This window comes from Allobosea sp. TAF32 (assembly GCF_052113585.1).
In the GTDB taxonomy this organism is placed as follows: Bacteria; Pseudomonadota; Alphaproteobacteria; order Rhizobiales; family Beijerinckiaceae; genus Allobosea.
The window spans coordinates 157,117-169,306 of the sequence record NZ_JBFRDM010000003.1 but is presented as its reverse complement, the minus strand read 5'-3'; the positions used below and the strand labels follow the sequence as shown (position 1 = coordinate 169,306).

The following is a 12,190-nucleotide window of genomic DNA, read 5'->3' as shown; positions in this document are numbered from 1 at the left end:
GGCCATGGCGAACATCGACAGTCTCTTCCCGGGTTTCAAGGCGCATTGGATCGACGGGCCGGTCGGCAAGATCTTCGCGCGCGTCGGCGGCGAAGGACCGCCGCTGGTGCTGATCCACGGCTTCCCGCAAACCCATGCCGAGTGGCACCGGCTGGCGCCGGAGCTGGCGAAGACCCACACCGTCATCTGCCCCGATCTGCGCGGCTATGGCTGGTCGGCCGCGCCGCATGGCGACGGCGGCAAGGCGACCTACACCAAGCGCGGCATGGGCGAGGACATCGTCGCCGTGATGCAGGCGCTCGGCCATCTGCGCTTCGGCGTGATCGGCCATGATCGCGGCGCGCGGGTCGCCTATCGGCTGGCGCTCGACCATCCCGGCCGGGTCGAGCGGCTGGTGCTGCTCGACATCCTGCCTACCGTCTCGATGTGGGAGGGCATGAACGCGGCCCGGGCCATGCAGGTCTATCACTGGACCTTCCTGGCACAGCCGGAACCGATCCCAGAGAATCTACTCAAATCCGATCCCGTCAGCTGGCTCGACCGCACCATCGCGAGCTGGAGCCGGGCGAAGAACCTCGACCTGTTCGATCCGCTGGCCATGCAATCCTACGCGGAATCGTTCAGCGACCCGTCGCGCACGCATGCCGCCTGCGAGGATTATCGCGCCGGCGCCACCACCGACGTCGAGCACGACAAGACGGATCTCACCGCGGGCAAGCGCATCCTCTGCCCGACGCTGGTTCTCTGGGGCGAAGCCGGCATCCCGGCCAAGGGCGCGAGCCCGCTCGAAATCTGGCGAAAGACCTTCGCGCCGCAGGCGGAAGGTCAGGCGATCGACAGCGGACACTTCCTGCCGGAAGAGAATCCGCAGGCGACGCTTGCGGCGCTGAAGCCTTTCCTGGCCCAGGCCGTCGCCTGAGGCCAAGCGCGGAACGGAAGACATGCCACGTTCCAGCAACGCCGACCTCTCGCGAGCCTCCGGCGGCACGCCCGAGATCGCGCTGGTGCTCGGCGCCGGCGGGGCGCGGGGCCTGAGCCACATCGCAGTGCTGGAGGCCTTCGACGAGCTCGGTCTCAAGCCCGCGCGGATCTCCGGCTGCTCGATCGGCGCCATCATCGGCGCTGCCTATGCCGCCGGCCTCTCCGGTCGCGATCTGCGCGAGCATGTGCTTGCGACCTTCCGCGACCGGGCGCGCGCAGTCGCAAGGCTGCTGGAGGCCCGCATCGGCCGCCTTACCGATCTCGTGCGCGGGCTCGGCAACCCCGTCCTGATCGATGGCGAGCGCCTGCTCGACCTGTTCTGGCCGGAAGCCGTGCCCGACCGCTTCGAGGAACTGGCTATCCCGTTCAGCGCGGTTGCGGCGGATTACCACCGCCATGCAGAGGTTATGCTGCATGAGGGGCCGCTGACGCCGGCGGTTGCCGCTTCGCTCGCCATTCCCGGGCTGGTGCGGCCGGTCGCGCTTTGCGGGCGCGTGCTGATCGACGGTGGCGCCATCGATCCCCTGCCCTATCGGGAGTTTCTGGCGCCGGGCCGCGTCGTCGTTGCGATCGATGTCAGCGCACCGACGACGGCGACGAGCGACACGCGCATCCCCGGGGCAATGGAGGCGATCGTCGGCGCCTCGCAGATCCTGACCCGCACGCTGGTCCAGCGCATGATCGAGCAGCAGCCGCCCGATATTCTGATCCGGGCGGGCGCCGACCGCATCGGTGGACTCGACTTCTTCAAGGCGAAAGCGATCCTCGCGGCTGCCGAGCCGATCAAGGACGAGGTCAAGCGAGCGCTGGAGTGGGCTCTCGAACCACCGGGCTGAGCGGCTCCGGCGCATCGCAGCGGAAGCCGGGGAGCGCGTTTTCGAGCACCGCCCTGCCCTCCTCCGTCAGGACGACGGCGCGGCTCTCCTTGCGGCGACGGACCCAGTCCATCTCGAAGCAGCGGCAGGCCAGCGCCGCAGCGAGATGGCCGGCGAGATGCGGGCGGCGCTCGCTCCAGTCGAGGCAGGGGCGCAGCGCCGCACGGCGGCTCCGGCTGCTCGCACCCGGATCGACGCCGAGAGCGGAAAAAATCGCGTTGCCCGACGGCGTCAGCGCATAGCCGCCCTCGCTGACGGCGAGGTGGCCGCCGGCCATCAGCGCGTCATGAATACCGATGCCGAGCCGCCCGGCGAAATGATCGTAGCAGGTGCGGGCCTCGCTCAACTCCGCACCGACACGCGACGGCAGGCGCCGGCTCGTCCCGTCCAAATTGGCCAGAACCATCAGGCCTTCCAGCGCCGCCGCGACTTCCGGCCCGGCCAGCCTGTAGTAGCGATGGCGTCCTTGCACGGCGACGTCGATCAACCCGCCCTGCATCAGCTTGGCGAGGTGACCGCTCGCCGTCTGCGGCGCGACGCCGGCGATCCAGGCGAGTTCCTTGGCCGTCAGCGCACGGCCATCCATCAGCGCGTGCAGCATGTTGGCGCGGGCCGGATCGCCCATCAGATGGGCGATCTCCGCGAGATAGGGGCCGGAATAGCGACTTGGCGTGCTCATCGCCGCATGATGCGCCATCGCCGCCGGGCCGCAAGCGGGAACACTACGGCGCCCGCCGTAGCATCGGGCAGCGACAGTCGGCACAGCCAATGCCACAAGCAGGACATGGACAACACGACTCTCCTCCTCTTCGTCACCGCGACCTTCGTGCTCGCCGGCTTCGTCAAGGGCGTGATCGGGCTGGGGCTGCCGACCATCGCCGTCGGCATCCTCGGCGTGGTGATGGCACCGGCACAGGCGGCGGCGCTTCTGGTGGTGCCCAATCTCGTCACCAATGGCTGGCAGATCACGACTGGCCCGAAGCTCGGCGCGATACTGAGGCGGCTCGCTCCCATGCTGGCCGCCATCTGCGTGGGCACCTGGGCCGGCGCCGGATTGTTGCAGCAGCAAAAGGACGGCACGCCGACACTCTGGCTCGGCCTTGCGCTCGTGCTCTACGCGCTGGTCGGCCTCAAGGCGGCGAAGCTGCGCGTGCCGCCGGGCTGGGAAAGCTGGCTCGGCCCCATCATCGGACTGACGACCGGCGTCGTCACCGCCGCCACCGGCGTCTTCGTGCTGCCGGCCGTGCCCTATCTGCAGGCGCTCGGCTTCGACAAGGACGAGCTGGTGCAGGCGCTCGGCATTTCCTTCATCGTCTCGACGCTCGCCCTCTCCTTCGGCCTGATCGGCGCCGGCGCGCTCAACGGCACCGTCGCCTGGCAATCTCTGCTCGCGCTTGTTCCGGCGCTGGCCGGCATGGGCGTCGGCCAGTTCATCCGCAGCCGCATCTCGCCCGCCACGTTCAAGATCTGCTTCTTCGCCGGCCTGCTGGCGCTCGGTGCCTATTTGTGTTGGCGCAGCCTTGCATAACGGCGCGTATCTTGCTTAAGGACCGGCGGGGGCACATTGCCGGTCTTAACCAAGCGCTAACCATAGGAGCGCAGCGTCGACCGGCCGCAACAGGAGCGCCTGCATGGATGCCTTCACCATGGTCGTCATGGCCTGCGTCACCGGCGAAGCACATTGCGCCACCAGCCGGATCAGCGAGATGGAGTTCACGTCCATCCAAGCCTGCGAAGCCCGGATCGACGACATCACGCGCTCGATGACCAAGGAATTCAGCAAGCGCCCGGAATTCAAGGGCCGGCGGGTGACCTATGACGTCTCCTGCATGGACCGCGCGCAACTTGCGCAGAAGTTCGGCATCGACTCGTCGGACACCTGAGCTGACATCCCCGCGTCATGCGCGGGCTTGACCCGAGCATCTCGGAAACCATTGCCTTCTGGTCCTGAGATTCTCGGGTCTACGCTTCGCTCCGCCCGAGATTGACGCTGGTCGCTACCGCCGCTCGCGGAAGAACTCCCGCAGCAGCGTCGCCGCCTCGGTCTCGCGCAAACCGCCATAGACCTCCGGCACATGGTGGCAGGTCGGGCTCTCATAGAGCCTGACCCCGTTCTCGACCGCGCCGCCCTTCGGGTCGCCCGCGCCGAAATAGAGCCGCCTGATCCGCGCGAAGGAGATTGCCGCGGCGCACATCGGGCAGGGTTCGAGCGTGACGTATAGATCGCAGCCGATCAGCCGCTCGCTGCCGATCTCTTCGCAGGCGAGCCTGAGCGCCAGCATCTCGGCATGAGCGCTCGGGTCCTTCAGCTCCAGCGTGCGGTTGCCGGCGCTGGCGAGGACCGCGCCGTCGCGCACCACCACCGCGCCGACCGGCACCTCTCCGCGCAACGCGGCCGCCTTCGCCTCGTCGAAGGCGAGCGCCATCGCGTCGAACGCGGAGGATGATTGCGGTTTCGACATCATAAACCCCAGCTTTGGCGCTCGCAGCGAGGGAAAGCCTCTGCTACAAGCGCCGGTTATAGCGAATAAGCGAGCCAGGCCTCTCCCGCAAAGCGGTTGTGCTCGGCCGGCTCAGGAGCAGCCATGAAAGACGACGACAACAACAGAGGCCGCGGCCCACGCAAGGGCGGTGGCGCCGGCGGCCGTGGACCCGGCTCCGGTGGCAAAGGCTTCGGCGGCAAGCCCTTCGGCAGCCGCCCCGGCGGTGAAGGCCGTGGACCCGCGCGCGATGGCGAGCGTAAGCCGTTCCGTAGCCGCCCAGCCGGTGACGACCGCCCCGCGCGCGACGGCGAGCGCAAGCCCTTCCGCGGTCATTCGGCTGGCGATGAGCGCCCGGCCCGCCGCTTCGAGCGCCCTGCTGGCGGCGAGGGCGAGGCTGCGCGCCCGCGCCGCTTCGACGGCGACAGGCCGGCCCGCGTCAGGGCCGAGGGCGAAGGCCGCGGCTTCCGCGAACGCTCCGGCGAGGAGCGCCCCCGCCGTCCGGCCCGCACGGGCGAGCGCCCCTTCGCCGGCCGCGACAGGCCGCAGGGCGACCGGCCGCCGCGTGGCGAGGGCCGCGATGGCGAGAAGCGTTTTTCGCGCCCGCGCGCGCCACGCTTCGAAGGCCATGAGGACCGTCCGCGCCGCCCGCGCGAGGATGCGCCCGAGCGCAAGCTGATCACCGCGGAAGAGCCGGAGCGGATCGCCAAGGTGATGGCGCGCGCCGGCGTCGCCTCGCGCCGCGACAGCGAGGCGATGATCGAGGAAGGCCGCGTCAGCGTGAACGGCAGGGTGCTGGAAAGCCCGGCCTTCGACGTGAAGCCGACCGATATCGTGCTGATCGATGGAGAGCCGCTGCCGGCCCGCGAGCGCACCCGGCTGTGGCTCTACCACAAGCCGCGCGGCGTGGTGACGACCAATTTCGACCCGGAAGGCCGGCCGACCGTCTTCGACGTGCTGCCGGAAGACCTGCCGCGCGTGCTCACCATCGGCCGGCTCGACATCAACACCGAAGGCCTTCTGCTGCTGACCAATGATGGCGGGCTGGCGCGGGTGCTGGAGCTGCCGGAGACGGGCTGGCTCAGGCGCTACCGCGTGCGCGCCTTCGGCGAGGTGACGCAGGACGTGCTCGACACGGTGAAGGACGGCGTCACCATCGACGGCATCCAGTACGGGCCGGTGATCGCCCGCTTCGAGCGCCAGCAGGGCTTCAACACCTGGCTGACGGTCGATCTGCGCGAGGGCAAGAACCGCGAGGTCAAGACCGTGCTCGAGCATCTCGGGCTGACCGTGAACCGGCTGATCCGCATCTCCTTCGGTCCCTTCCAGCTCGGCGAACTGGCCGAGGGCGAGGCCGACGAGATCCGCTCGCGCGTGCTGCAGGACCAGCTCGGCACGGAGCTTGCCGCCAAGGCCGGCGCCGATTTCGAGTCGCCGCGCCGCGACGCCCTGCCCGCCGCGCCACGCCCGGCTCCGGCCGGCGACGACCGCCCGCGCCGACGCCGCGACGCCGCCGAGGACCAACATGAAGCGCGCCGCGAGGCTGTGCGCGAGTTGCGCGGCGACAAGCCGTGGACCCGCACCGTCTGGCGCGATGCGGAAACAGAGCCACAGCGCGAGCGCAAGACGCCGCCGCGCCGCGGCGCCGACCCGAAGCTGGAACGGCAGGAGCGCGAGGCTTCCGGTGAGGTCCGGCGCCGGCGCGATACGCCGATCGCCGACCCGAAGGGCCGGCGCGTGCTGGTCGAGCGCGTCGGTGCCCCCGCTCCCGAGGAGCGCGCTGCGCCCGCACCGGACAGCAAGCGCAGGCCGGATCGCAAGCCGCGCCACGAACGTGGCGGCGAGGAGGCTCGCGCACCGCGCTCCTTCGAGCGCTCCAGCGGCAACGAGAGGCCGGCACGGCGCCCGCGCGCCGAAGGCAGCGGGCGCGACCGCGGCGAAGAGCGGCCCTGGCAGGACCGCGCTCCACGCGGCGAGCGCCCGGACCGTGCCCCGCGCGATGGCGCCGACCGCCCGGCGCGTCGCTTCAGCGAGCGACCTGCCGAGGACCGGCCGCGTGGCCGCAGCTTCGGCGACAAGCCCGCCGGCAAAAGCTTCGGTGGCAAGAGCTTCGGCTCTCGCTCCTCCGAGCGGCCGGCCGGTGGCGGACGCCCCTTTGGCGGCAAGCCGAGTGGAGGGCGACCGAGTGGCGACAAGGGACCGCGCCCGCCCGGCCGGGGTCCGCGTCCCGGCGGCAAGCGCGGCTAAGCGATGCGGATCGTCGGCGGACGCCTGGGCGGCCGGCCTCTGGCCGGCCCGAAGCCGGGGATCGGCAGCATCAGGCCGACCTCGGACCGCCTGCGCGAATCCCTGTTCAACGTACTGACTCATGCTTATGGCGACGCGGTCGAGGGCGCCCGCGTGCTCGACCTCTTCGCCGGCACCGGCGCGCTTGGCTTCGAGGCGCTCTCGCGTGGGGCGGGCTTCGCGCTCTTGGTCGATGACGGCACCGAGGCGCGCGGCATCATCCGCGAAAACCAGATGGCGCTGGGGCTTGCCGGCTTCAGCCGCATCTTCCGCCGCGACGCGACAAGGCTCGGCCCGATCACCGGGATGGCGCCCTTTGGCCTCGTCTTCTGCGACCCGCCCTATCGCAAGGGGCTGGGCGAGAAGGCGCTGGTCTCGGCCCGCGAAGGCGGCTGGCTGGAGCCGGGCGCGCTGATCGTGCTGGAAGAGGCTGCGGATGCCGAGATCAGCCTGCCGGAAGGGTTCGAGGAACTGGAGCGCCGGAGCTATGGCGAGACGCTCGTGATCCTGCTGCGGAACTCATAGGTCATAGGTCGTCGCCAATAGGCCGGCGACAGCGAACTTATCCCCAGCTCCTGTTCCGCGCTTAATCTCCGCATCCGCCGCGGAGACCAAGCGCCGGATGCCAATCAGACATTCCATCGAACCCAACGGGCGCGCACGCATAGCCCGCCTCCATGCCGTTGCATGCCAATTGGCCGGCGAGCGCATGATGCGCGCTCTCGCCCGGCTGCAAGCACTCGTCGAGAAGGGCGGGTTCAATCGCGATCAGCCGCGCGTGCCGGCGTGCAGCCCGGAGGTAGGGCAATGGGCGGGCGGCCAGGGCGCCAACCAAAGACAGCCCGGCATCGGCGACAATGGCGGCCCGGCGCTCGACCAAACCAACAATCCGCCCAGCAGCAAGCCGTCGAAGACCCAGGCGGCCAAGACGCTGGCACGGGCGATCGCGCTGCGAGCGCTGAGACCCGCGGGCCGGATCGGCGCTGCCTTGATGGCAATCGAGGTCGGTCACTGGCTCTATACCGAATACCCCTCGATCCGGTCCTATCAGGACGAGCCGAAGACGCTCGCGGAGCTCCAGCAGCAGGCCGGGCAGAACCGGCCGGGTTATGACGACCATCACATCGTCGAGCAGGGCGCGGGATCGCGCGAGGGCTTTCCGCGGTCCGCGATCGACGGCGTCGACAATCTCGTCAGCATTCCGCGATACAAGCATCAGGAGATCACAGGATGGTACGCTACGAAGAATCCCGAATTCGGCAACCTCTCACCGCGAAATTACTTGCGTAACAGGGGATAGGCGGAGCACGTTCAAGTTGGTCATCCGGCCCTCAGGCGTTTCAAGGTGTTGAAATGACCCCATCAAAACTGAAATTGCTTACACTCGAAGAACTCAATCGCCTCTTTGAGCAGCTATGCATCAAGCAATACATCGCCTTGGATCGCAACGAGATCGCCAGCTACAACAGACGCTACGACCAGATTAGAGCAATAGAAGACGAACTGAGATCCCGTCCTGGAGATCAAAGACGGATACTTATGCGGCTATTCGGACACCCGAACATGCAGGTCCGCCTGACGGCCGCTCGCGCCAATCTCGCGGTCGACTACATGGCCGCGCGGCGCGAACTTGAGGCTATTGTCGAGGAGCAGTGGTTTCCGCAGGCCGGCGACGCCGGCATGACGCTGGACAATCTCGATAGCGGCTTCTACCGGCCGAGTTGACGTTCGTGCCAAGCTTCGAGCGCCGCTGTGGACCGGCAGACCTTAGTCCCCGGTCGGCTCATATCTAAGGATGCCCGCTATCCTCGCCCTTGCCCCGGCGCCCATGTCGCGGGGGTGATTGATGCCGTCGTTGACCTGCAGTTCCCGAAAATCAAAGGGGCTGGCGCCATCGACGCAAGCCACGTTCACCCCGAGCTGGCCGGGATTCGAACGGCGCTGGTGATGGGTATAGATGCCACAACCCAGGCAGAAGTAATGCTTCGCCGTCTTGGTATTGAACTGGTACTCGCCGAGAGAATCCTCTCCCGAGACGATCCGGACGCCGCTCGCCGACACGACCACGGCGCCCCGCATGCGGCAGAACGAGCAATTGCAGCGACGCGCGGTGTTCAGGCCGTCGGTCAAGGTCGCTTCGAAGCGGACGCGTTTGCAGTGACAGGCCGCCTGAACAATCATCTCGCCCGCCATCGTCGTCTCCTCGATCGATATCCCGGCGCCTTATAGGCGCTTACCGTCGTCCGAACAGCCGCTCGATATCCGACAGCTTCAATTCGACATAGGTCGGCCGGCCGTGGTTGCATTGGCCGGAATTGGGCGTGATCTCCATCTCGCGCAGCAGCGCGTCCATCTCCTCGGGGCGCATGCGGCGGCCGGCGCGGACGGAGTTGTGGCAGGCCATCGTCGCCAGCACATGGTCGAGCCGGCGCTCCAAAGAGCCGGCCGTGCCGTGCTCGGCCAGCGCATCGGCGACATCGCGGACGAGGCGCTGGAGATTGCCGCCAGCAAGCTGGCTGGGGGCCTCGCGCACCAGCACTGCGCCAGAGCCGAAGGATTCCAGCACGAGGCCGAGGCTTTCGAGCTCGCTGCCCGCCGCTATCAGGCGGTCGGCGTCGACAGGATCGAGCTCGACCACTTCCGGCAGCAGCAGGGGCTGGCGGGCAATGCCGGAGCGAGCGCGCTCGGCCTTCAGCCGCTCATAGACCAGCCGCTCATGGGCGGCGTGCTGGTCGACGATGACGACGCCCTCGCGGGTCTGGGTGACGATATAGGTCTCGTGGAGCTGGGCACGCGGGGCGCCGAGCGGCCGGTCGAGCGCGTCGGGCGAAGGCTCGGCGAGATGCGCGCGGGCGTCCGCGGAGGGCGCGGCGAAATCGGAGAAGCCCGCCTGCGGAGTCGATAATGAGACCGAGGGCGGCGCACTCCAACTCGGCACTGAGGGGAAGCCCGGGCGCGGGATCGCGTTGCCGTTTCCGCCCATCGAGAGGACGGCGCGGAAGGCGTCGAGCGTGCGGGCGCCGCCTGTGGTGGTGGCGCGGTGGCCGGCTGCGGCGAGCGCCGCCTTCAGCCCGGAGACGACAAGGCCGCGGACCAGCGCGGGGTCGCGGAAGCGAACTTCGCTCTTGGCGGGGTGGACGTTGACGTCGACGAGCCGCGGATCGCAGCCGACATCGAGGAAGAGCACCGGATGGCGATCGGAGGGTACGACGTCGGCATAGGCGCCGCGCACGGCCGAGAGCAGCAATTTGTCGCGAACCGGGCGGCCGTTGACGGCGAGATGCACGCCGGCCGAGGTGCCGCGATGGAAGGTCGGCAAACCGGCGAAGCCGAAGATGCGGAAGCCTTCGCGCTCGGCCTCGATCTTCAGTGCGTTCTCTGGAAAGTCGCGGCCAAGCGCCCGGCCGAGACGGCGCAGCAGCCCCTCCTCCCCGATCGGCTCGGCCGGCCAGTCGAAGGCGCTGACGTGCTCGCCCTCCAGCGAGAAGCGGATTTCGGGATGGGCGATGGCGAGGCGCCTGAGCATCTCGGAGACGGCCTGCGCCTCGGCGCGGTCGCTCTTCAGGAATTTGAGGCGGGCCGGAGTGAAGATGAAGAGGTCGCTGACCTCGATGCGGGTCCCGACTGCCGCGGCAACGGGACGGACGACGCCCTTCTCGCCGGCCTCGACGACGAGGCCCGAGCCCTGCGGCGCATCATGCCGGCGCGTCGCAATGGAGAGCCGCGCCACCGAGCCGATCGAGGGCAGCGCCTCGCCGCGGAAGCCGAGCGTGCCAATGGCAAAGAGGTCGCCCTCCGGCAGCTTGGAGGTGGCGTGTCGCTCGACGGCGAGTTCCAGGTCCTGTGGCGTCATGCCGGCGCCGTCGTCGACGACGCGGATCAGTTCGCGCCCGCCGCCGATAATGGTCACGGCGACCGAACTTGCGCCGGCATCGATGGCGTTCTCGACCAGCTCCTTCACGGCCGCAGCCGGCCGCTCGATCACCTCGCCAGCGGCGATGCGGTCGACCAGGACGGGATCGAGGCGGCGGACGTTCATGGGTTCAACGTGTTCTTTCGGCCGCGAGCACCTTGCCCGTCATTCTCGGGCGGAGCGCAGCGCAGACCCGAGAACCTCTTTCCGCAGCAAGAGGCTCCCGAGCCTTCATGTCATGAGATGCTCGGGTCAAGCCCGGGCATGACGCGTCTGCGCCGTAGAACCGCGACTCAAGCCCGCCCTTCGGCAAGATAGCGCTTGGCGAGAAGCTTCGCCTCCTCCACCGCCGGCTGGTCGAAGGGATCCACCCCCATCGCGTAGCCGGTGAGGATCGTCTCCAGCATGAAATGCATCAGCATCTCGCCATGGCTGGTCTCGTCGATCCGCTCGACATGGAAGCGGCGCACAGCGCAGCCGTTCTTGGCGAAGGTATCGATCATGGCGATGCCCTGCGCCGCGACGAGGTCGCCGATGGTCTTGCCGGCGAAATCGGCCTGCCCGATCTTCTCCGCGAGGCCCGCGTCGATCTGCGGGCCCTTGCCCTTCACGCCGGTCGTCACGACGGTGAAAAACTTGTCCTTGGGGCCGGCGAGATAGAGCTGCTGCTGCGAATGCTGGTCGACGGGACCGAGCGCGCCGACGGGCTGTGTGCCCTGCCCGTCCTTGCCGAGGCTCTCGGCCCAGAGCTGCATCCACCAGCGGGTGAGCAATGCGAGCTTGTCGGCATAGGGCATGAGCACGGCGATGTTCTTGCCCGAGCGCATGGCGGCCAGATGCAGCGCGGCGCCGATAGCGGCGGGGGTCTCACGGACATCCTTGCCGGCAAAGAGCGGCGCCACCGCGCGGCCGGCGCCGAGCCTCAGCGCCTCGATATCGAGGCCGAGCACGGCGGCCGGCAGCAGGCCGCAATTGGTCAGCACGGAATAGCGCCCGCCGACATCGGTGTGGTGTTCGAGGAAGGGTGTGCCGAAGGGTTCCAGCAGCGCGCGCAGCGGATGGAGCTTGCCGGGCTTGCCCGGCTCGGAAAGCCCCTGGAAATGGTCGCCGATCTGCTGATCGGTGAGATGCGCGCCGCGCAGCGCCTCAATCGCGGCGATCGACTGCAGGAGCGTCTCGCCGGTGCCGCCCGATTTCGAGATGGCCACGAATTTGGTCGTCTTGAGCGGCAGCTTGGCGAGCAGCGCCGCATAGGTCGCCGGGTCGAGATTGTCGATGAAGTGGACGCGCGGGCCGGACGTGAAGTGGGAGAGGCCGGCGATGCCGTAGCCGGTGAGCTGCGCCAGCGTCTGGCCGCCGAGGCTGGAGCCGCCGGTGCCGAGCACCAGCACGTCGGTGGTGCCGCCAGCCTTGAGCCGCTCGGCGGCAACCTTCACGGGCGCCAGATCGGCCGTGTCGCTCGGCAGCTTCAGCAGCGGCAGCGAACCGTCCTTCGCCTGCCCCTGCAGCTTCGCCAGCGCAGGCTTGAGATCGGCCAGCGCCTTCTCGAAGGCCGCGTCGGGAATGCCTCCCTTGCCGACCTTGGATTCGAGCGCGAGATCGAAGCTTTGCTGAAGCATGAAGAGGATCCGTATCGACGAGGAGACGAAGGCTAT

13 protein-coding genes are annotated in these 12,190 nt (G+C 68.7%); 8 read left to right on the top strand and 5 right to left on the bottom strand.

Going from position 1 to position 12,190, the window contains the following annotated elements; translation table 11 throughout:
- Positions 1–4 precede the first annotated feature (4 nt).
- Both AB4Z16_RS08310 and AB4Z16_RS08305 read left to right on the top strand, forming a co-directional pair.
- Entirely contained in the window at positions 5–919 is a 915-nt protein-coding gene (locus tag AB4Z16_RS08310; RefSeq protein WP_441510867.1) for an alpha/beta fold hydrolase, read from the top strand.
- Positions 920–941: 22 nt separating this feature from the next.
- The gene (locus tag AB4Z16_RS08305; protein ID WP_441510866.1) at positions 942–1,817 is read left to right on the top strand and encodes a patatin-like phospholipase family protein; all 876 of its coding nucleotides are present in this window, start codon (positions 942–944) and stop codon (positions 1,815–1,817) included.
- Here AB4Z16_RS08305 and AB4Z16_RS08300 read toward each other — a convergent pair.
- On the bottom strand, positions 1,777–2,535 hold the full coding sequence (locus tag AB4Z16_RS08300) for an ArsR/SmtB family transcription factor (RefSeq protein ID WP_441510865.1): 759 nt from the start codon (positions 2,533–2,535) through the stop codon (positions 1,777–1,779). The genes AB4Z16_RS08305 and AB4Z16_RS08300 overlap by 41 nt on opposite strands.
- 105 nt (positions 2,536–2,640) lie before the next feature.
- On the opposite strand from AB4Z16_RS08300, the gene AB4Z16_RS08295 reads away from it, so the two are divergent.
- Both AB4Z16_RS08295 and AB4Z16_RS08290 read left to right on the top strand, forming a co-directional pair.
- Positions 2,641–3,384 carry a sulfite exporter TauE/SafE family protein gene (locus tag AB4Z16_RS08295; protein ID WP_441510864.1) on the top strand — a complete coding sequence of 248 codons (744 nt, stop codon included), beginning with the start codon at positions 2,641–2,643 and terminating at the stop codon, positions 3,382–3,384.
- 103 nt (positions 3,385–3,487) lie between these two features.
- Positions 3,488–3,739 (top strand): hypothetical protein, encoded by a 252-nt coding sequence (locus AB4Z16_RS08290; protein WP_441510863.1) that lies wholly within the window; start codon positions 3,488–3,490, stop codon positions 3,737–3,739.
- A 114-nt stretch (positions 3,740–3,853) separates the two neighbouring features.
- On the opposite strand, the gene AB4Z16_RS08285 is transcribed toward AB4Z16_RS08290, so the two are convergent.
- Entirely contained in the window at positions 3,854–4,318 is a 465-nt protein-coding gene (locus AB4Z16_RS08285; protein WP_441510862.1) for a nucleoside deaminase, read from the bottom strand.
- 123 nt (positions 4,319–4,441) lie between these two features.
- Between AB4Z16_RS08285 and AB4Z16_RS08280 the strand changes: the two genes are divergently transcribed.
- The 4 genes from AB4Z16_RS08280 to AB4Z16_RS08265 all read left to right on the top strand — a co-directional run bounded on the left by AB4Z16_RS08280 (position 4,442) and on the right by AB4Z16_RS08265 (position 8,347).
- Entirely contained in the window at positions 4,442–6,583 is a 2,142-nt protein-coding gene (locus AB4Z16_RS08280; RefSeq protein WP_441510861.1) for a pseudouridine synthase, read from the top strand.
- A gap of 3 nt (positions 6,584–6,586) precedes the next feature.
- Positions 6,587–7,147: a 16S rRNA (guanine(966)-N(2))-methyltransferase RsmD gene (gene rsmD / locus AB4Z16_RS08275; protein ID WP_441510860.1), complete on the top strand. Its 561-nt coding sequence runs from the start codon at positions 6,587–6,589 to the stop codon at positions 7,145–7,147.
- A gap of 184 nt (positions 7,148–7,331) precedes the next feature.
- Complete coding sequence (locus tag AB4Z16_RS08270) at positions 7,332–7,922, top strand: hypothetical protein (RefSeq protein WP_441510859.1); 591 nt, start codon at positions 7,332–7,334, stop codon at positions 7,920–7,922.
- A 53-nt stretch (positions 7,923–7,975) separates the two neighbouring features.
- Positions 7,976–8,347 carry a DUF2019 domain-containing protein gene (locus AB4Z16_RS08265; protein ID WP_441510858.1) on the top strand — a complete coding sequence of 124 codons (372 nt, stop codon included), beginning with the start codon at positions 7,976–7,978 and terminating at the stop codon, positions 8,345–8,347.
- A 42-nt stretch (positions 8,348–8,389) separates the two neighbouring features.
- Here AB4Z16_RS08265 and AB4Z16_RS08260 read toward each other — a convergent pair whose 3' ends face one another.
- The 3 genes from AB4Z16_RS08260 to AB4Z16_RS08250 form a co-directional block, all read right to left on the bottom strand.
- The gene (locus AB4Z16_RS08260; RefSeq protein ID WP_441510857.1) at positions 8,390–8,815 is read right to left on the bottom strand and encodes a GFA family protein; all 426 of its coding nucleotides are present in this window, start codon (positions 8,813–8,815) and stop codon (positions 8,390–8,392) included.
- A gap of 40 nt (positions 8,816–8,855) precedes the next feature.
- On the bottom strand, positions 8,856–10,661 hold the full coding sequence (gene mutL, locus AB4Z16_RS08255) for a DNA mismatch repair endonuclease MutL (RefSeq protein ID WP_441510856.1): 1,806 nt from the start codon (positions 10,659–10,661) through the stop codon (positions 8,856–8,858).
- Between the two features lie 167 nt (positions 10,662–10,828).
- Positions 10,829–12,154 (bottom strand): glucose-6-phosphate isomerase, encoded by a 1,326-nt coding sequence (locus AB4Z16_RS08250; protein ID WP_441510855.1) that lies wholly within the window; start codon positions 12,152–12,154, stop codon positions 10,829–10,831.
- Positions 12,155–12,190: the final 36 nt, after the last annotated feature.

What these genes read in the sequence shown, in the direction of transcription:
- AB4Z16_RS08310 (WP_441510867.1), top strand. Translation starts at nt 5, where the DNA reads ATGGCGAACATCGACAGTCTCTTCCCGGGTTTCAAGGCGCATTGGATC.
- AB4Z16_RS08305 (WP_441510866.1), top strand. Translation starts at nt 942, where the DNA reads ATGCCACGTTCCAGCAACGCCGACCTCTCGCGAGCCTCCGGCGGCACG.
- AB4Z16_RS08300 (WP_441510865.1), bottom strand. Translation starts at nt 2,535, where the DNA reads ATGAGCACGCCAAGTCGCTATTCCGGCCCCTATCTCGCGGAGATCGCC.
- AB4Z16_RS08295 (WP_441510864.1), top strand. Translation starts at nt 2,641, where the DNA reads ATGGACAACACGACTCTCCTCCTCTTCGTCACCGCGACCTTCGTGCTC.
- AB4Z16_RS08290 (WP_441510863.1), top strand. Translation starts at nt 3,488, where the DNA reads ATGGATGCCTTCACCATGGTCGTCATGGCCTGCGTCACCGGCGAAGCA.
- AB4Z16_RS08285 (WP_441510862.1), bottom strand. Translation starts at nt 4,318, where the DNA reads ATGTCGAAACCGCAATCATCCTCCGCGTTCGACGCGATGGCGCTCGCC.
- AB4Z16_RS08280 (WP_441510861.1), top strand. Translation starts at nt 4,442, where the DNA reads ATGAAAGACGACGACAACAACAGAGGCCGCGGCCCACGCAAGGGCGGT.
- rsmD (WP_441510860.1), top strand. Translation starts at nt 6,587, where the DNA reads ATGCGGATCGTCGGCGGACGCCTGGGCGGCCGGCCTCTGGCCGGCCCG.
- AB4Z16_RS08270 (WP_441510859.1), top strand. Translation starts at nt 7,332, where the DNA reads ATGATGCGCGCTCTCGCCCGGCTGCAAGCACTCGTCGAGAAGGGCGGG.
- AB4Z16_RS08265 (WP_441510858.1), top strand. Translation starts at nt 7,976, where the DNA reads ATGACCCCATCAAAACTGAAATTGCTTACACTCGAAGAACTCAATCGC.
- AB4Z16_RS08260 (WP_441510857.1), bottom strand. Translation starts at nt 8,815, where the DNA reads ATGGCGGGCGAGATGATTGTTCAGGCGGCCTGTCACTGCAAACGCGTC.
- mutL (WP_441510856.1), bottom strand. Translation starts at nt 10,661, where the DNA reads ATGAACGTCCGCCGCCTCGATCCCGTCCTGGTCGACCGCATCGCCGCT.
- AB4Z16_RS08250 (WP_441510855.1), bottom strand. Translation starts at nt 12,154, where the DNA reads ATGCTTCAGCAAAGCTTCGATCTCGCGCTCGAATCCAAGGTCGGCAAG.